Raw genomic sequence first — 16,853 nt, forward strand, 5'->3', positions numbered from 1 at the left:
CGAGTATGGCGCGGAAGGCTGCGGCTGACAAAGCCAGGTGAAGTTTTTAGCGGTCTGTTACGCGGAAGTAGCTCAGTGGTAGAGCATCGCCTTGCCAAGGCGAGGGTCGCGAGTTCGAATCTCGTCTTCCGCTCCAGTTAAAAAGATAAGGCTTCCCGGTATTATTCCGGGAAGCTTTTTTTACGGTATTTGCCGCTTGGTGTTTTGCCGCGCCCGACGACGGGACCTGAATAGATGCCTTTCACAGCGGGAAAAGAAGACCTCCCGTTCGGGCGTTCCGCATAACACCCCTGTCGATGAGGAAGACTTCTTTGTAAAAGGGTTTTGGAGGGGTTCGGATGCGTTGGCCGGCAATGGTGTTGTTGTCTTTAATGGTTTTGCTGGGGACTGTGCCTTATTCGCAAGCGGCAGCCTTACAAACGGAGCTTACCACCACCGCTAAGGGCGCGGTCATAATGGAGGCCCACAACGGGAAAATTTTATGGGAACAGGAACCTCAGGCGCGCCAACCGATAGCAAGCATGGTTAAAATAATGACCCTGCTGATGGCGACGGAAGCGGTGGAACAGGGTAGGGTAAAGCTTTCCGACAACGTGGTTGCCAGTGAGTATGCGGCGGAAATGGGCGGTTCACAGATTTTTTTGGCTCCACAGGAGGTTATGAGTTTAAAGGAATTGTTGATTTCGGTGGCGACGGCGTCTGCCAATGACGCCAGTTTTGCGATCGCCGAGCACGTCGGCGGGAGCGCTGAAGCGTTTGTTGCGGCTATGAACCAGAGGGCGAAGGAACTGGGGATGAAGGACACATATTACGTGAATCCTACCGGGCTGCCCGCGCCGGGTCAATACTCGTGTGCCCGTGACCAGGCGGTTCTTCTCCGGGAATTACTCAAACACCCCTTGTTTTGCGATATCACAAAGATAAAGGAATATGATCTGAGGGACGGAAAATTCAAGTTATGGAACACGAATAAGCTCCTATGGTGGTATAAAGGTACCGACGCCGGGAAAACAGGATTTACGGACGAAGCCGGTTTTTGTCTGGCATCTAGTGTACTCAGGGACGGTTTGAGGCTGATAGCGGTTGTTGTAGGCGGCCGCGAGGATAAATCCCACTTCAGGGAATCAATGAAGCTATACAACTGGGGGTTTGCCCGGTACCAGGCGGTCCACTTGGCCCGGGAGGGGATGCGGGTTTCCGACCTTCCGGTGGAACGAGGCGTGCAGGAACGTCTGGATGCCCTGACCGGCGAGGAGATCTGCCTTGTGGTGCCCCGCGGGAAGGATAAGGGAATTACCAGACGGCTTGCGCTGCCGGCAAAGGTTACCGCGCCTATAAACAAGGGGCAGCCGATCGGCACCTGGATCGTCTGCCAGGAAGGGAAAGAGATTCATTACGCTAAGCTTGTCGCTGCACGGGACGTAGCCCGCGCCGGCTACTGGGACTTGTTGCGCAGAACCGCTGGGCACCTCTGTGAAATGTGACGGGAAAAACCCCCGGGAGGGGGTTTTTCTTTTTTGCCAGTAATTAGCAGGAAGAAAAACAGATTCGCCGAACTTTAACTTTAGTGCCGTGTAACTATTCACCCTTTCGCATAATAATGGCGGAACGCGGTGAGAAGCAAGCAGAGCAAGGAATACCGGCGGAAACGAACCTATATCGGAGGTCAGATTCCAGAAATCAGAGGTCAGATTCGAAGTGGGAATTCGCAACTGTGAATTCCTACAAGAATTCCGACTTCCGACATCATGCATCTGACTTCTGAAACACGCGGCTATACGCAGCTTATCGCCGCGCCCTACGGAAGAACGCTTATTTTCGAAGGAGTTCGCCATGCGGCTGGGGGCTGCTCCAACTGAAATCTGAAAATGGGGCGACCCGTAAGCTGTTTACTTAGATGCAGAAAAGTGTCATAAACGGAACGCGGCGAGAAGTGATGCAGGGCTGACGCAGCAATGCGTTGCTTATCGCCGAGCCCACCGAAAGAAGAACTATTTTCTGAGGAGAGGGTAATGATGCTGGAGTTGGATACGGCGGGAGATGTATTGATTGCCAGACTTAACGGGGAGATTGACCTTAAGGTTGCCGACGAGTTGCGGCAGGATTTAGAAAGGGCTTTAGACAGTCATTTAATCCGTCATCTGGTTTTAGATTTTGAGACGGTAAGTTTTATCGACAGTACAGGCCTAGGGGTTATACTCGGACGCTATAAGAGGGTCGCCGGCGCCGGAGGAAAGCTTGGGCTTCTCGGCCTGCGTCCCGGGGTAAAACGGGTGCTTGAGTTTTCCGGGGTACTGCGTATCGCCGCGGAATTTACTTCAAGAAATGAAGCACTGGAGGCGTTTGGGGGGGGTGAGGCCAGTGCTTAATCGCTTTCGTCTGGAATTCCCCAGCCTGCCCGACAATATCGGTCTGGCACGAGTAACGGTGGCTGCTTTTGCGGCGCAGCTTGATCCGACGGTCGAAGAGTTGGACGACCTTAAAGGGGCGGTTTCCGAAGCGGTCACAAATGCGATTATTCACGGTTACGACAACTCTCCGGACGGTCTGGTCACCCTGGAAGCCGTTCTTTTCGGGGACGCTATCGAGATTTGTGTAGAGGATGGAGGGAAAGGTATAGATGACATATCCAGGGCCATGGAGGCGGAGTTCTCCAGCGACCCGGAGCGGTTGGGCCTTGGATTTAACTTTATGCGGTCTTTTATGGATACCATACAGGTTGACTCTGCTCCCGGCAGGGGTACCCGGGTAGTTATGCGGAAGCAATTCGGTCCCCACCACTGACCTCGGGACTGCTGCGATGACAGAGGTTTCCCGCGGGCTCCTGGGCGACGAGAAGACCCGTGAGTTGATCGAGAAGGCACAGAAAGGTGACGCGGCGGCACAGGAACAACTGGTCAAGGCAAACCTCCGGCTGGTAGCCAGCATAGTGCAAAGGTTCATAAACCGCGGTTACGACTATGAAGACCTTTTTCAGGTCGGCTGCATCGGGCTTTTAAAAGCCATCACCAAGTTCAACTTCCGTTACGAAGTCAAGTTTTCAACCTACGCCGTGGCGATGATTATCGGGGAGATACGCCGGTTTATAAGGGACGATAGCCCGGTGCGGGTTTCCCGTTCCCTGAAAGAGACCGTGGTACGGATAAACGATACGCGAGAATCCCTGATTAACGGCCTGGGACGGGAACCGTCCCTGAGCGAGATAGCAGAGGTGCTCAGGCTTAAACCTGAAGAGGTGGTGGTAGCGCTGGACGCGGCGCAGGCGCCGTCATCCCTTCAGGATGTGGTTTGCGGTGAGGGTGCGGATGCGGTTTACCGGGAGGAACGGCTTGCGAACACACAGGAGGAGGAAAACGCGTGGCTGCGGAGCATAGCAGTTAAGGATATGCTGGCCGGCCTGCCGCTCAGAGACCGCCAGGTACTTATCTGGCGGTTTTTCGAGGAACTTACCCAGGCGGAGATCGCCGCGGAACTCGGCATTTCCCAGGCTCAGGTATCCCGTATTGAGCGGCAGGCGCTGGAAAAATTACGAGGATCGGCCGGATCGGAAGATTTCTCGTAATAATAATCACGAGTCGCGAGTTGCAAACTAAGTCCTCAGTTGAAATTCCCCAGTCCTCAGTCCCGGGAATGGGAGGAAAACGAAGTCGAAAGTCCTCATTCCTTGTTTCCTGATTTAGGACTCAGGACATAAGATTAATTTCTCTTTCCTACTCGGGACTTTCGACTTGTGACTCGGGACTTTTTTAATGCATAACACCCATCCTTGAGCGTCATAATACAGCTTGAACAGGTAAAAAAGGAGGGATTGAATTGCACGTCAAGGTGGCCGAATTGGTCGGAGAATCACCCAGCAGCTGGCGGGACGCGGTGCATGCTGCTGTCAGCGAAGCTACTCAGACTCTAGGGAATATTACGGGGGTCGAGGTCATTAACTTTACCGCCAATGTCGAAAACGGCGAAATAAAAGAGTTTAAGGCTAACGTTAAGGTGGCCTATATGGGCTAAACATAAGTCTAAGGGCATATCTGCAGATTTATCCAGCCTACGGCGTTAGTAAGGCCGGAAGTCGGAATATGAGGTTAGTGTTGTTCTTAAGGTAACGGGGTTCCGGCTTTCGGCTTTTGTCTTTACAATCCGGCTGTTGTTGCCGTTTGAAGAGGTGAAGGTTTATGGTGTTTGACCCGGCAGATCCGCTTGAGAAGCAGAAAGAGCAGTATCAGAAGATAGTAAACAAAGTCAGTCCTAAACCTCCGGTTTTGCGGAATTCCGTATATGCGTTTGCGGTCGGGGGGCTTATCTGCGTTATCGGGCAGGTCTTTACAACCCTGTTTCAGAGGTCAGGTCTGAGCGTTTTGGACGCCGGAACAGCGACCTCGATTGTCCTTGTTTTCTTTGCGGCGCTTTTAACGGGATTCGGTGTTTACGACGAGATCGCCAGGTTCGCCGGCGCAGGCACCATCGTTCCGATCACAGGCTTCGCGAACTCAATGGTGGCGCCCGCGCTCGAAGCTCGCACTGAGGGGATGGTTATGGGTGTAGGGGCGCGTCTGTTTACGATAGCCGGACCGATCCTGGTGTTCGGTATCGTTACGGCATGGCTGGCGGGGATACTGTATTATTTTTTCGGTCCGCATTCACCGGTGTCCTGAGGTTGTCAACCGGGTTAGGGACCGCAGCCCGGTCCGGGCCGACGGACGACCGCCGGGACACCTGAATGCTGGGGGAGTCGCTCATGCGGCCGGAGGGCGCTCCAGATGAGGAAACATAATGTAATGGTGGCTCACGAACGTAGCTTAATACGGAACGCGGGGAGAAGCAAGTAGAGCACGAAAGCCTGGCAGGGACGGGCCGGAGTGTACATAGGGGTACATGAGGACCCGGACCTGACAGGCTGACAAAGCTATACGCAGCTTATCGCCGCGCCTTACAAAAGAACGCTTATTTTCTCAGGAGGTGACGGTGGGTGGCCGCACCGAAAAAACTTGGTAAACAGACGGCAGCTTTCACCACACCCCCGGTGGTTATAGCTGCGGCGGCTATCGCGGGGGCGAAAGAGGGGCAGGGTCCTTTAGGCTGGAGCTTTGATAAGATCGTGGAAGACCCCTACTATTACGAAGAGAGTTGGGAAAAAGCCGAGCGTAGGTTTCTCCAGGAAGCCATGGAAAAGGCTCTTGCCAAAGCGAACGTCAAGCCGCAGGATGTGGATTTCCTACTGGCCGGCGACCTGTTGAACCAAATAGTCTCGGCTAACTTTGTGGCGCGGGCGTTGGCGATACCTTTTCTAGGGCTTTACGGCGCGTGTTCCACCATTTACGAAGGGCTGGCTTTAGGATCGATGCTGATCGACGGCGGGTTCGCCCAGAATGTACTCATAGGCGCATCAAGCCACTACGCAACCGCGGAGCGTCAGTACCGGTTTCCTACGGAACAGGGAACGCAAAGACCGCTGACCGCGCAGTGGACGGTTACGGGAGCGGGGGCGATACTCCTCGCGGCGGGAGGCGTCGGGCCGCGGGTGACCCAGGCCACCGTTGGCAGGGTGGTTGACCTTGGAAGCGGGGACCCCTATAACATGGGAGCGGCAATGGCTCCCGCGGTGGCGGATACCGTTTCCCGTCATTTCAGCGACACCCAGCGGCGTGTGGAGGACTACGACCTGATCTTGACGGGCGATTTGGGGTTTTACGGCAAACAACTGCTCGAAGAGTTGATGGGAAAGTACGGCCACGACATTTCGCAAAAGCACCAGGATTGCGGCATCCTGATTTATGACAGGGAAACCCAGGATGTTCATGCCGGCGGCAGCGGGTGCGGCTGCCCTGCGGTGGTAACCTGCGGTTTTATAATGCAGCAGATGCGCGAGCAAAAAGTGAAACGGATGCTCGGCATCGGATCAGGTGCGCTTTTAAGCCCGGTAACAACCGGACAGGGGGAAACCATTCCTGCGGTGGGACACGCCGTGGTGCTGGAAAGCTAAGTCCTTAGTCAAAAGTCGACAGTCATAAGTCAGATTCAGTTACGCGTTACGCGTTACGCGTTAATCCTATGTCCCGGCCTAAAAATAAGTCACGGAGTCCCGAATCGCGTGTCATAAATCAGAAGCACAGCAGAGTAGGCTGTGCCCACCAAGCACCGTAGGGTGGGCTGTGCCCACCAAGACGGCTGGGTAGTTGTAAGTCGGCGTCGGACCGTTTTCATTCTCCGATGGTTTCGACCTGCCGGCATGGGGAACTAAATGAGAGTTGGGATGTGGGAGTTGAGATTGGGAAGTGAGGGAACTTCGAACCGAGAACGTAAAACTTATTTGAAAGGGGGGGCGGAAATGATTTTTCTGAAGGCGTTCGTAATCGGCGGGCTTATCTGCACCGCGGCGCAGTGCATTATGGACCTTACCAACTACAAGGTGACTCCGGCGCACGTTCTGGTAGGGCTTGTTACCACGGGTGCGGTTCTGAGCGCTCTCGGTTTGTACGGACCGTTCGTGAATTTTGCGGGGGCGGGGGCGACTGTGCCGCTAAGCGGTTTTGGGCACATTCTGGCCCAGGGGACGATTGAGGAGGCGGCCCGGGGAGGGTTTCTGGGGATATTCAGCGGCGGGGTTGCCGCAGCGGCGGCGGGCATAACCGCGGCTGTGGTTTTCGGTTATTTTACGGCACTGGTGTTTAAACCAAAAGGTTGATGAGGAAGGTGCCGGCGTGACCATTGAAGACGGGAAGGATACACCCATCTCCAAAGATCTTGCGGTAAACCTCCAAAGACTCGAAGACCGCCTGGTTTTCAAAAAGAATTTTGACCTCATTCTCCGGGAAATTGAGGTCGGCGGCCGTAGAGCGGCGCTTCTGTTCGTAGACGCTTTTACCAAAGACGTGCCGCTGACGCTGATCCTCAAAGGGCTGCTTGAGGTCAAACCCGGGGAAATCACGCTTAATACGTTTAAAAAGCTGTTTTATCACTATGTCACCTTCAGTGAGGTAAAGCAGCTCAAAACCTTGGAAGAGGTAATATACGCCGCGCTGAGCGGGCCGGTCGCATTCATCATCGACGGCGTGGAATTCGGTATCCTGATCGACGTGCGGCAGTATCCCGCCCGAACTCCGCAGGAGCCGGATCTTGAAAAGGTAACGCGTGGTTCACGGGACGGTTTTGTCGAAACCCTGGTTCATAACACCGCGCTGATACGCCGGCGGGTCCGCGACCCGGGCCTTCGGTTCGAACACCTGAGCGCCGGAGTCAGGTCGAAGACCGACATCGCGCTTACGTATATTGAAGACATCGCAAACCCCGAAATAATAAACCTGGTGCGCGAAAAGATTAACAAGATTAATATCGACGGCCTGCCGATGGCCGAGAAATCCATTGAAGAGCTTATCACACCGGGGACCTATTGGAATCCCTTCCCGAAGGTGCGCTACACCGAGAGGCCGGACGTAGCCGCCGCTCACCTCTTTGACGGGAACGTGATGGTTCTTGTGGACACATCCCCGAGCGCGATAATCCTTCCCGCGACCATTTTTCACCACCTCCAGCATGCGGAAGAATTCAGACAAAACCCAACCGTGGGGGTGTACATGAGGTGGGTGCGTTACATCGGGGTATTCGTTTCGCTCTTCTTGACGCCGCTATGGCTTCTTGCGGCCCTCGAACCGAACATGCTGCCGGGAATACTTCATTTCATCGGTCCCAAGAAGGTGGGGGAAATCCCGCTTTTCCTCCAATTCGTAATAGCCGAAATAGCGATTGATATGATCCGCATGGCTACCATTCACACCCCGAGCCCGATCGCCACTTCGACCGGAATTATCGGAGCGGTTCTGTTGGGACAGCTTGCCGCACAAGTGGGTCTTTTTAGTCCCGAGGTAACGCTTTATACGGCTGCGGCGGCTATCGGCACCTTCCTTACGCCTTCTTTTGAATTGGCGCAGGCCAACCGTCTGGCGCGGCTTTTTATCCTGATCCTTACGGGGCTTTTCAGGCTTCCCGGTTTTATCATCGGCGTTGTTGCGACCTTTGTCCTGCTGCTTTTCACGCGTTCTTTCGGGGTACCTTATCTCTGGCCGCTGATCCCGTTAAACCTTGCGGCGTTAAGAAATGTTTTTATGCGTCCTCCTGTAGCGATTAAGCACGAAAGGCCCGCTATCATGAGACCGATCGATCCCGACCGGCAACCGCAGGCGGCTCCGGCCAGAAAGCCTTTTATGAAAAGGCGCAAGTAGTCTTTGTCTTTTCTAACCACGTTTTTCCACCTTCCGCCACCACAACCCGGTGAAGGCTGTAAGAAACAACGCCGCCGCGGACCCCGCGGCAAAGGAAACCGGTATGCCGTAGGCGTGGGCCGTTGCCCCGGCAATCAGGTTTCCCAAGGGAGAGGTTCCCATGAAAAATAAAACAAAAAGGCTCATAACGCGTCCTCTGAATTCGTCCGTGGATGCAAGCTGTACGGTCGTGTTAATGGTGCCGTTAAGGACCACCATACCCCAACCGGCGACGAACAGCAGCCAAAGCGCCTGATGGTAGCCGGGCCACCATCCGAGAACGACCTGCGCGCCACAAAGGGCTATAACTCCGGCTCCCAGGAACCGCCGCTCGGGCCCCCTTGCGCTCAGCCAAGCCAGGGTGAGCCCGCCGAGCAGAGCCCCGAGCCCCTGCGCCGAAAGCAGAAACCCGAAGTCCTGAGCCCCCCGACCGAGTGTCAGACGGGCGAGCGCCGGGACGAGGACACTAAAGTTTATAGCCAGCAGGCTTACCTGGGCCAAAAGAATAAGCGGAAAGAAAATCCGCGGGTTCGCCCGGATGTAAGCGAAGCCTGCTCTCGTCTCCTGCCAGATGGATTTCCGCGACTGCGCCCCGCAGGTTGTTCCATCCGCGCTGATCCGCAGAAGTTGCACAAGAACGGCCACAAAGGATAAAGCGTTTAACAAAAAACAAACCGCAATACCCCAGCCGGCGATAACCAGCCCGGCTATTGCCGGGCCGACGACCCGCGCGCCGTTGAACAGGGAGGAGTGCAGGGCGATTGCGTTCATAAGGTTGTCGCGTCCCGCAAGGTGGATTATGAACGATTGCCGGGCCGGAGAGTCAAGCGCGTTCAATGTTCCCAGAAGGAAGGCGCAGACCAATACCTCCCAGTACCTTACCAGCCCTGTTAGGACGAGCAGACCCAGAACGAGAGCGATGAGCATCATCCCGGTTTGAGTGAAAATGATCAGCCGCCGCTTGGATACCCGGTCGGCCAGCGCGCCGCCGAAAAGTGAAAAAAGGAGTACCGGCCCGAAGTTCGCTGCGCCCACCACGCCCAGCAGCAGCGCCGAATGCGTGAGTTCCAAGACCAGCCAGGACAGCGCCACCTGCTGCATCCACGTCCCGGTGACCGATACGAGTTGTCCTGTCCAGTAAAGGCGGTAATCCCGGTGATAAAGCGCCGCCAGCGGCGGGAAAACCTTCTTTTGCGGTGCGATCAACCTGATCTCTTCGTTGGCGATTTGCCTTACCCCCCGCAAGCCCTAAAACTTGCCTTTTGTTGCATATAATAACGTTACGGTTTTAAGGTTGAAAAGCATTCCGGTCTTAATCAGAACGACTTGACAGCCCGACAAGGTATTCTATCTGCAAAACAGGGGCCGCGTCAACGCCGTCCTAAAAGAAGGGTGGTTATGCCCGGCACTACTTTATGCCGGGAGATTGTGGTACGATATAGGCAAATGACCCGTGATTCCGCGACCGTCAGGCCAGACCCTCATGACGCCCATAAGTGTCGCCGCAGATGAATGAAAACGGGCTTGTTGAGGTTTGCCGCGTCTTTGTGTGCCCTGGCTTGTAACGGCCGCCTTATATCTTGAACCATGAATCTTGAACGGACCTCGAAGGTCTATCGGCTTGAGCTTAATTTAGAACTTAGCCTTAGAACCATTGTCAGCGCAGGTAGGGGTGACGGATTTGATCCGGGAGTTAATCCGGGAAGGACGGTTACGCGGGGTTATCTTCGACCTCGACGGCACATTGACACCGGTACGAAGTGTCTGGCAGCACATCCACGAGGCGCTTGGCACCTGGGAGACGCACGGCAGCCTGTCGCTTGCCGCGTTCCTGGCAGGGGAAATAACGTATGAGGAGTTCGCCAGGCGGGATGTCGGTTCCTGGAGCGGCGTGCGGCGTGAACTCATAGAGAATATTGTGGCGGAGATTCCCTACCACGATGGGGTCAAGGAAACCATTGATGCCTTGAAAGACAGAGGAATAAGGCTGGCGCTTCTTTCATCAGGTCTGGACCTGCTGGCGGAGCGGGTGGCGGAAGACCTGGGTTTTGATTATCACATCGCCAACGGGCTCGGCTTCTCGTACGGCAGGGCGGACGGGCGGGTGTATATCCGCGTTCCGTGGGAGGGCAAAGCCGATCATCTTGATGCCATCTGCAGTGCGTTCGGCGCCGGACCGCGGGAGATTGCGGCCGTGGGCGACAGCCACGGCGATGTACCGCTTTTTACACGGGTGGGACTGAGCATTGCCGTGAACGCCGAGCCGGCTGTTTCAGCCAACGCGCATGTAAGCCTGGAATGCCGGGACCTTCGTGCAATCCTGCCCTTGCTGACGCCTTATTTTTTGCCGTAACAGCGGGTCGTAATGCTGACCGGTCGGCTTATAACATGGCGTTCTTGGCGTCTTGGCGGTTGATTTATTTTCGGAGGAGGCCTTGAGTTGATTGTTACGGTTGAAGTAGTCACACGACAACAACAGGAGTTTGTGGACATCAGCGACAGCATCCAATCCGCGGTTCATGCAAGCGGCATCCTGGAAGGCGTGGCCTTCGTTTATTGTCCGCACACGACTGCCGGACTTTGCATAAATGAAAACTACGATCCCACAGTTCCCGAAGACATTCTGCGCAAGCTCGAAGAGCTTGTCCCGGTGCGTGGTTCCTACCGGCATTTGGAAGGCAACGCGGCGGCACACATTAAGTCGTGTCTTATGGGCGTAAGCCACCTGCTGCCGGTCAGCGAAGGCAAGCTTAAACTGGGTACCTGGCAGGGCGTGTTTTTCTGCGAGTTTGACGGACCACGACGGCGCAAGGTAATTGTTCGCGTATTGTCGGAAAAAACGGATGAGGCGGAGACGACTTAGTTCCGGCACATTACGTACCGCCGCAACTTTTCTTAAGTTCCGCTCGCAGTTCGTACCACTGTTCCCGGGTACGGTTGACGATGTTGGGATTGCCGAAACGGCGCGGATGAGTTAGAATCCTGCTGAACCACTGCGCTGCACGATCCAGGTATCCCAAACGGTGGTTCAGATCCCCGAGGAGATACAAGAGGTTGAGTTCAAACGCCGGGTCGCTGGATTGCTCGGTGCGGTAAGATTCGTTAAAACAGCAAAGCGCTTTTTCGCAGTATTCTTGTTCCTGTGTTTCGTACCCTGCGGAACGGTAGAGCCATGCTATCTTAAGATAAAATTTCCCCAGTTCGGATTTCTTCCCCCCGATGATTTCCAGGCAATAAATCGCACGGTGGAAGGAGTCCACCGCCACGTCCAGATCCCTCTCTCCGTCAAAACGAACCGTCGTCCTGATTTCCAACAATTGCTCGGCAAGACTGGCCATTGCCCGGTCGTTCAGTTTCACAGGTTTTTCTCCCGCAAAGGCATAGCCGCACTGGGGGCAGACTCTCACTTCATAAAACAACGGGTTGACTGCACGGTAATGGGGGCAGAAATCGCTGTCGGTCTTATCCAGCCTGACGTATTTGGATTTAACCGACTGGGAATAGAACGTTATTTCACAACAAGGGCAGGTGAAGCGTCGCGAGTAAAAAGGCTCGTCTGCCCTTTTCTCCTCCCGCTTGTTTTTTTCTACGGCTGCGGAGGGAATTTCCTTGCTAACCGCCTGCGCTGTTCCTTGATGGGTGTCAACCACGGGCGATATCACGTCCATGCTTACGCTTGCTTTTTGTAACTGACCGGATAATGACTCGATTAACATAACCGCTTCTTCAGGGTGCGACTTAAGGACAAACTGGAAGTCGCGGCGGTTTATCGTAAGAATGATGGTATCGTCCTCCGTGCGCACCGAGCACGAAGCCGGGTTCCCTCCCAGGAGTCCGAAAACCCCGAGGATAGTTCCGGGGCCGCCGGCCACGCGAGCCTGGTCCCGGTAAAAACCGCCGCTTATGCCTACCTTCCCATGTAAAACGATAAACAGGTGATCGTCCAAAGACCCTGCTTCCAGAAGGGTTTTTCCTAAAGGATATTTCTCGACTTTGCTGCAAGCGGCCAGGTGTCCCAAGAATAGGGGGGTTAACCTGTTGAAGATGTGTATCTTTCTTAAGAGATTTACCTTTTGTTCCATGTCTTCACCCAGGTTAGTTCGACATCTACAAGTAAATACACGACAAATTTCTACTTTATGTCCATAATATCTACAATTATTATCGCCCATGAATGAAATCTTCGGGAGCGTTATCACTGCAGATTTCTAATTTTTAGTAGAGTTTTTTCGGTCTTGAAACGGATTATTGTTCAACCGGGGATTGAGAGGCGTTCTTGAGTTTTTCCCGCAGGTCATACCAGCGGTCCCGGGTGCGTTTAATAATGCCGGGGTTGGTCGAGCGCTGCGGGTGGTTCAGGATTCTGCCGAACCACTGGGCGGCCAGGTTGTAGTTCTCCAGGCGATAACTCAACTCAGCGATAAGATATAGCAGCTTTAATTCAGACGCGGCATCAGTCGATTTTTCCAGGCGGTAAGACTCGATAAGGCAGAAAAGAGCTTTCTCGCTGTATTCGCGATCCTCCTCACGTTCACCCGCGTAACGGTGCAGCCATGCTATTTTAAGGTACAGCTTCCCGAGCAGGGCATTTCCCCCGCCTATGGCCTCCAGGCAGTAAAACGCCAGACGAAAGGCCTCCGTCGCTGCATTGAGATCCCTTTCTCCGCCAAAACGCAGCGGCGTCCGAAGTTTGGACAAACGGGCGGCGAGGACGGTCCGCGCCCGGTCGCTGAGCACCGCGGGCATTTCTGCGGTAAAGGCGTAGCCGCACCTGGGACAGACCCGCACTTCGTAAAACAAGGGATTTACGTCACGGTAATGCGGGCAGTAGTCGCTGTCCGTTTTTTCCACTTTGATAAACTTCGATTTTACTTCGACGGAGGGGAATTCCGTTTCGCAAAACGGACAGGTGAAACGCTTCAGGAAGAAAGGGCTTTCGTCACTTTCCGGGCTGGTTCCCGCTCCTGTTTTCGAGGTTTTAGAATCCTCTTCGGCGGTTTCTTTGTTCTTTATCCGAATTGGTCTTGGGGTCACGGCCTTGGTTTGACGGCTGAGCAGGTCCATCAATAGTACCGCCTCTTCGGGGCGCGCTTTAAGAAGGTTCTGAAAATCCTCACGGGCTACCATAAGCATGATTGAGTCTTCTTCCGTGCGCGCCGTATACGAGGCTGTGTTGTCACCGAAAAGTTCGAGCATCCCGATTATGGCTCCCGGACCCTCGGATCTCCAGACCAGGCCTTGAGATGTCTTCTTGCTTACAGCAACCTTTCCGTGCAGAACAATCCGCAAATGATTGATTGGAGTACCGGATTCCACAAGCGGTGTTCCCGCTGCAACTGTTTCAAGTTTTACATAAGCGGATAAGGTCTGCAGAAACTGGGGGGCCAGCCTGTTGAATGGGGGTATCTTGCTCAGGAAATCAACGATTTGGTCCATATTCGTCACCGATTTTAGTAGTTTAAACAGTCTTTATGTTTAGCCATAATTCTTCCATATATCTTATTATCCTGCATGTACCTTAAAAACTTTACATTTTGGACGGCGCCTCTACCCTGGTTGTGTCGGCTGTTAGCTGGAGGGAAGGGGAATAATTGCGGCTGATCTTAATACAGCTTACAGTCCTTTTTATTGTCGCTCTGGATTATTAAGAGAAAATCTGTTTATAATTTTCTTTTACTTTCAAAAGATTTATTGACTTCAAGCGTCAGTATAATTAAACTTTAGAAAGGAATCCTATCATAGATGTATTAAGAAATAAAAAGGGGAATATAATTTTCTTAAAGGAAGGAGGTAATAAAATGGAGCAATCAAGCGTTAAGTGGTTCAAAAAGGGTGAGAGCCAGAAGAGGACAAAAAGGACAACCATGCCCACCTGCAACATCGGCAGAGCCTTATCCCTTAATATAGCAAGCTCACAATACATTGTGCCGCCTACCAGGGTTAACGTAGGCTTCGACCCTGAAAACGGCGCGCTGATTATAGTAGAGAATAAGGAGCAAGGGGAAATAAAAGTTGAAGCAGTCAATAAAGGCAATAGCGGCAGGATTGTAAGCAGGCCGTTGTTCCAATGGTTAAAAGAAAATAACATTAAACCAAGAAAATACGAAGGAAGGTACGATGCCGCGACGAGTGCGTTAATCTTCCCCCTGGATTTTCAACCTTAGTAACCTCCGGAATACCGGGTTAGTAAATACTAAGTGACTTTGCATGATTATTCGATGGTTCGGCTGACCGCCGGACCTTTTGTTTTTTCGGCGGATGTAAAGGAGAAAAACGAAAAGCGTTGAGTGTGCAAGGTCCCTTCGGCTGTGCCAATGCCTTTTTAAAACGATGTTTTGCCGGTTACTGCGAATTGAACTTGCGGTATACTGCTCGTGTCCCTAACGTTGAACCTTGAACACTTTAATGCAGGTCTTCGTATGTCCCGAGCTGCACTCCGTTCTCTTGCAGCCACTGTCGGAGCTGCGGGTCGCAGAGTACTTCCAACTCTTTCTCCCGCTCGCGGGTGTAGCCGCTGAGCCGGCGCAGCTCTTCATCCGCCAGGCCCGGGTGCGTCATCATTTCCATAAACCCGGCACCCGTGCGGCGTCCCTGCAGGACAAGCTGGCGGAATACCTCGGCGGTTGCCAGGTCCGCAAACCAATGGAGGCAGCAGTAGTCGGGGGTTGCGACCCCTTCCGCCCTGAACCGGTCGCGCATGGCCGGATCGAGATTCCGAACCGGCAGGTGATAGCGGCAGGCGACGGAGATGACCGCGGAGAGGATAACGGGCCGGAAGTGGATGTGATGGTGCGTGTCAAGATGAGTTATATTTATACCGGCCGCTCTGACTTTCTCAATTTGAGCCGCAAGTTCACGTTCCACCTCTGTCCAGGACGGGCTTTGGACGAAAAGCTCCTGACGCAGTCTGAACCCTCCGTCTTGTTGCACCAACGAAGGTATTTCCGCCGGTGCGCTCACGGGACTGCCTTTTGTAAGACACAGGTGTACCCCGACGCCGACACCAGACATTTCTCCGCGCTGCAGGATTACGATGGCGTCGTCGGTCCCCGGTTGGTTGACCATCAGGCTGACGCTGGTAACCATACCACACCGCACGGCTTCCAATATGCCCCGGTTGACACCCGCCGTAAAGCCGAAATCATCGGCGTTAACCGCCAGAAGCATTTCATACACCCCTATACCGGCTTGCTGGTTTTTTTATCATATCACACTTAAGTGTTTGAAGCACCATTGAAAAAAACCGCTTTGAGTCATAACAGCCTGTCCCGTTGTTACAGTTCAACCGCCCTTCAATTTTCTCAATTAAACACCTTCAACTTTTAGAATGTTTTCAGGACAGTGAAACGATAAACCGAGTGCCTATTATGTTCTTAACCTTCTCGATTTATTGCAGTCCGGCCTTCGACGCCGGCGCTGCCCGGGTTGAGGATAACGACTCGCGTTCGCGGCTCCCAGACCACCTCCGCCTGTATAAGTTGCGCGATTTCCTTCAGCGGGACCCAGAACCTGCAGTTGCTGTTATTCAGAACAAAAGGAGCGTTTTTAAGCTCTGCGTTGTGTCCGTTCACCACCGCTTTCTTGCTGCCGCCGGTAAAGACCGCCTTCATCCCGCCGGTATCCGCGGTTGCGGTATACCTACCGTCTGTTTGGGCTGCGCCGACCTTCCAGCCCAAAGCGCCGCCAAGTTGTTCCAGCGAGATATACGAACTTCCGTCGAGCAGGAGGGCGGTCAGCCTTTGGGGTTCAACGTCTTCCCATACCGGTCGGCCCGGAGGCCGGCGCAAAACGATGAGATCGCATTTCACCAATGGCTTCAATTCATAGAGTTCGGCCCATAAAAGCCGCCCCTTTTTGCCTTCCTGCAAACCGGCGTAAATGACCATGTCACAGGCCGTGTTGTTCCTGAACTTGAGGTCTGCGCTGCCGTAGTCGACCGCGGCGTCCTGCCCCGGCGGGACGTAATCGACCGGCTTTGAATGAGAATGTCTTTCGATAATCGTGAAGCCGGCCTTTTTCGCCAATTGGTACAGCACGGTGGACATCCGGCAGACCCCGCCGCCTCTTACCGGCTTGTTATGAATGTTGTGACCGATGATGAACCCTTTCTCTTTCGTTCTGGGCCCGACCGTTTGATTGAAGGAGAAAAGACGTCCGGGCGGTAGATGCAGGCCGTTGATATACCCGCCGGCCACACCGGCGTTGGTCACGTTGTTGCCGTCACGGTAACGAGAGAAGAAAACGGAGGTTTGCGCCACTTTGTTCTCCAGCCGCAAGGGTTGCGGCAGGCTGACGGAGACTGTTTTAATAGGTTGCGGTTTTTCCGAGGAAGTTGTGTCCGTCCGATAGGCCCGGTCGTTGATGGAGAACCGTTCAATGCCGGCCGGGAAGGTTGTCTCGGCGAGGGTCACCTCGGAACTTAAAACGGCAAACAGGAAGCTCAACCAGATTACGCAGGCGGCGAGATGCCTTTTGTGTCCGCTCGTGATGTCCACGCCTTCCTAGGGAATAAGACTTCTAATGGAGCGGCCGCCGGCGGCATGACGAACTACACGTTTATGAACGCTGTTCCCGACGGTGAACGCAGCAGCACGTTAA

General features: G+C 53.9%; 17 protein-coding genes and 1 tRNA gene. 13 read left to right on the top strand and 5 right to left on the bottom strand.

The genetic code is table 11. The features are described 5' to 3' along the window. Window positions 1-61 precede the first annotated feature (61 nt). The 10 genes from AB1500_00700 (at window position 62) to AB1500_00745 (ending at window position 8,216) form a co-directional block, all read left to right on the top strand. Window positions 62-136, top strand: a tRNA-Gly gene (locus tag AB1500_00700). A gap of 202 nt (window positions 137-338) precedes the next feature. Continuing rightward, window positions 339-1,484, top strand: a complete 1,146-nt coding sequence (locus tag AB1500_00705) for a D-alanyl-D-alanine carboxypeptidase family protein (GenBank protein MEW6181683.1) — start codon at window positions 339-341, stop codon at window positions 1,482-1,484. 528 nt (window positions 1,485-2,012) lie between these two features. Continuing rightward, entirely contained in the window at window positions 2,013-2,369 is a 357-nt protein-coding gene (locus tag AB1500_00710) for an anti-sigma factor antagonist (protein ID MEW6181684.1), read from the top strand. Beyond that, window positions 2,326-2,784, top strand: a complete 459-nt coding sequence (spoIIAB, locus tag AB1500_00715; GenBank protein MEW6181685.1) for an anti-sigma F factor — start codon at window positions 2,326-2,328, stop codon at window positions 2,782-2,784. Before AB1500_00710 ends, spoIIAB begins: the two co-directional genes overlap by 44 nt. A 16-nt stretch (window positions 2,785-2,800) precedes the next feature. After that, the gene (locus AB1500_00720; protein ID MEW6181686.1) at window positions 2,801-3,562 is read left to right on the top strand and encodes a SigB/SigF/SigG family RNA polymerase sigma factor; all 762 of its coding nucleotides are present in this window, start codon (window positions 2,801-2,803) and stop codon (window positions 3,560-3,562) included. Window positions 3,563-3,813: 251 nt separating this feature from the next. Next, window positions 3,814-4,008: a dodecin family protein gene (locus AB1500_00725; GenBank protein ID MEW6181687.1), complete on the top strand. Its 195-nt coding sequence runs from the start codon at window positions 3,814-3,816 to the stop codon at window positions 4,006-4,008. Between the two features lie 164 nt (window positions 4,009-4,172). Beyond that, complete coding sequence (gene spoVAC, locus AB1500_00730; protein MEW6181688.1) at window positions 4,173-4,652, top strand: stage V sporulation protein AC; 480 nt, start codon at window positions 4,173-4,175, stop codon at window positions 4,650-4,652. Between the two features lie 314 nt (window positions 4,653-4,966). Beyond that, window positions 4,967-5,980 (top strand): stage V sporulation protein AD, encoded by a 1,014-nt coding sequence (gene spoVAD, locus AB1500_00735; protein ID MEW6181689.1) that lies wholly within the window; start codon window positions 4,967-4,969, stop codon window positions 5,978-5,980. Between the two features lie 345 nt (window positions 5,981-6,325). Next, window positions 6,326-6,682, top strand: a complete 357-nt coding sequence (gene spoVAE / locus AB1500_00740) for a stage V sporulation protein AE (GenBank protein ID MEW6181690.1) — start codon at window positions 6,326-6,328, stop codon at window positions 6,680-6,682. Between the two features lie 16 nt (window positions 6,683-6,698). Next, on the top strand, window positions 6,699-8,216 hold the full coding sequence (locus tag AB1500_00745; GenBank protein MEW6181691.1) for a spore germination protein: 1,518 nt from the start codon (window positions 6,699-6,701) through the stop codon (window positions 8,214-8,216). 12 nt (window positions 8,217-8,228) lie between these two features. Here AB1500_00745 and AB1500_00750 read toward each other — a convergent pair whose 3' ends face one another. Beyond that, entirely contained in the window at window positions 8,229-9,500 is a 1,272-nt protein-coding gene (locus AB1500_00750; protein MEW6181692.1) for an MFS transporter, read from the bottom strand. A gap of 436 nt (window positions 9,501-9,936) precedes the next feature. Between AB1500_00750 and AB1500_00755 the strand changes: the two genes are divergently transcribed. Together AB1500_00755 and AB1500_00760 are read left to right on the top strand one after the other, a co-directional pair. Next, window positions 9,937-10,608, top strand: coding sequence for an HAD family phosphatase (locus AB1500_00755; GenBank protein MEW6181693.1), 672 nt, complete (start codon window positions 9,937-9,939; stop codon window positions 10,606-10,608). An 87-nt stretch (window positions 10,609-10,695) separates the two neighbouring features. Next, window positions 10,696-11,118 carry a secondary thiamine-phosphate synthase enzyme YjbQ gene (locus tag AB1500_00760; protein ID MEW6181694.1) on the top strand — a complete coding sequence of 141 codons (423 nt, stop codon included), beginning with the start codon at window positions 10,696-10,698 and terminating at the stop codon, window positions 11,116-11,118. Window positions 11,119-11,128: 10 nt separating this feature from the next. On the opposite strand, the gene AB1500_00765 is transcribed toward AB1500_00760, so the two are convergent. Continuing rightward, window positions 11,129-12,337, bottom strand: coding sequence for a DUF2225 domain-containing protein (locus tag AB1500_00765; GenBank protein ID MEW6181695.1), 1,209 nt, complete (start codon window positions 12,335-12,337; stop codon window positions 11,129-11,131). Window positions 12,338-12,500: 163 nt separating this feature from the next. Then, window positions 12,501-13,691, bottom strand: a complete 1,191-nt coding sequence (locus AB1500_00770) for a DUF2225 domain-containing protein (GenBank protein MEW6181696.1) — start codon at window positions 13,689-13,691, stop codon at window positions 12,501-12,503. Window positions 13,692-14,053: 362 nt separating this feature from the next. Here AB1500_00770 and AB1500_00775 point away from each other — a divergent pair, with 362 nt between their 5' ends. Continuing rightward, window positions 14,054-14,419 (top strand): hypothetical protein, encoded by a 366-nt coding sequence (locus AB1500_00775; protein MEW6181697.1) that lies wholly within the window; start codon window positions 14,054-14,056, stop codon window positions 14,417-14,419. Between the two features lie 238 nt (window positions 14,420-14,657). On the opposite strand, the gene AB1500_00780 is transcribed toward AB1500_00775, so the two are convergent. Both AB1500_00780 and AB1500_00785 read right to left on the bottom strand, forming a co-directional pair. Continuing rightward, window positions 14,658-15,422, bottom strand: coding sequence for a carbohydrate deacetylase (locus AB1500_00780; protein MEW6181698.1), 765 nt, complete (start codon window positions 15,420-15,422; stop codon window positions 14,658-14,660). A gap of 206 nt (window positions 15,423-15,628) precedes the next feature. Then, window positions 15,629-16,750, bottom strand: a complete 1,122-nt coding sequence (locus AB1500_00785; protein ID MEW6181699.1) for a VanW family protein — start codon at window positions 16,748-16,750, stop codon at window positions 15,629-15,631. Window positions 16,751-16,853 lie beyond the last annotated feature (103 nt).

Source organism: Bacillota bacterium (assembly GCA_040755295.1).
GTDB lineage: Bacteria > Bacillota > Desulfotomaculia > Desulfotomaculales > Ammonificaceae > SURF-55.

Bases quoted from the DNA above. Each gene is read 5' to 3' on its own strand.
- AB1500_00705 (MEW6181683.1), top strand. From the start codon at position 339: ATGCGTTGGCCGGCAATGGTGTTGTTGTCTTTAATGGTTTTGCTGGGG.
- AB1500_00710 (MEW6181684.1), top strand. From the start codon at position 2,013: ATGATGCTGGAGTTGGATACGGCGGGAGATGTATTGATTGCCAGACTT.
- spoIIAB (MEW6181685.1), top strand. From the start codon at position 2,326: ATGAAGCACTGGAGGCGTTTGGGGGGGGTGAGGCCAGTGCTTAATCGC.
- AB1500_00720 (MEW6181686.1), top strand. From the start codon at position 2,801: ATGACAGAGGTTTCCCGCGGGCTCCTGGGCGACGAGAAGACCCGTGAG.
- spoVAC (MEW6181688.1), top strand. From the start codon at position 4,173: ATGGTGTTTGACCCGGCAGATCCGCTTGAGAAGCAGAAAGAGCAGTAT.
- spoVAE (MEW6181690.1), top strand. From the start codon at position 6,326: ATGATTTTTCTGAAGGCGTTCGTAATCGGCGGGCTTATCTGCACCGCG.
- AB1500_00765 (MEW6181695.1), bottom strand. From the start codon at position 12,337: ATGGAACAAAAGGTAAATCTCTTAAGAAAGATACACATCTTCAACAGG.
- AB1500_00770 (MEW6181696.1), bottom strand. From the start codon at position 13,691: ATGGACCAAATCGTTGATTTCCTGAGCAAGATACCCCCATTCAACAGG.
- AB1500_00775 (MEW6181697.1), top strand. From the start codon at position 14,054: ATGGAGCAATCAAGCGTTAAGTGGTTCAAAAAGGGTGAGAGCCAGAAG.
- AB1500_00780 (MEW6181698.1), bottom strand. From the start codon at position 15,422: ATGCTTCTGGCGGTTAACGCCGATGATTTCGGCTTTACGGCGGGTGTC.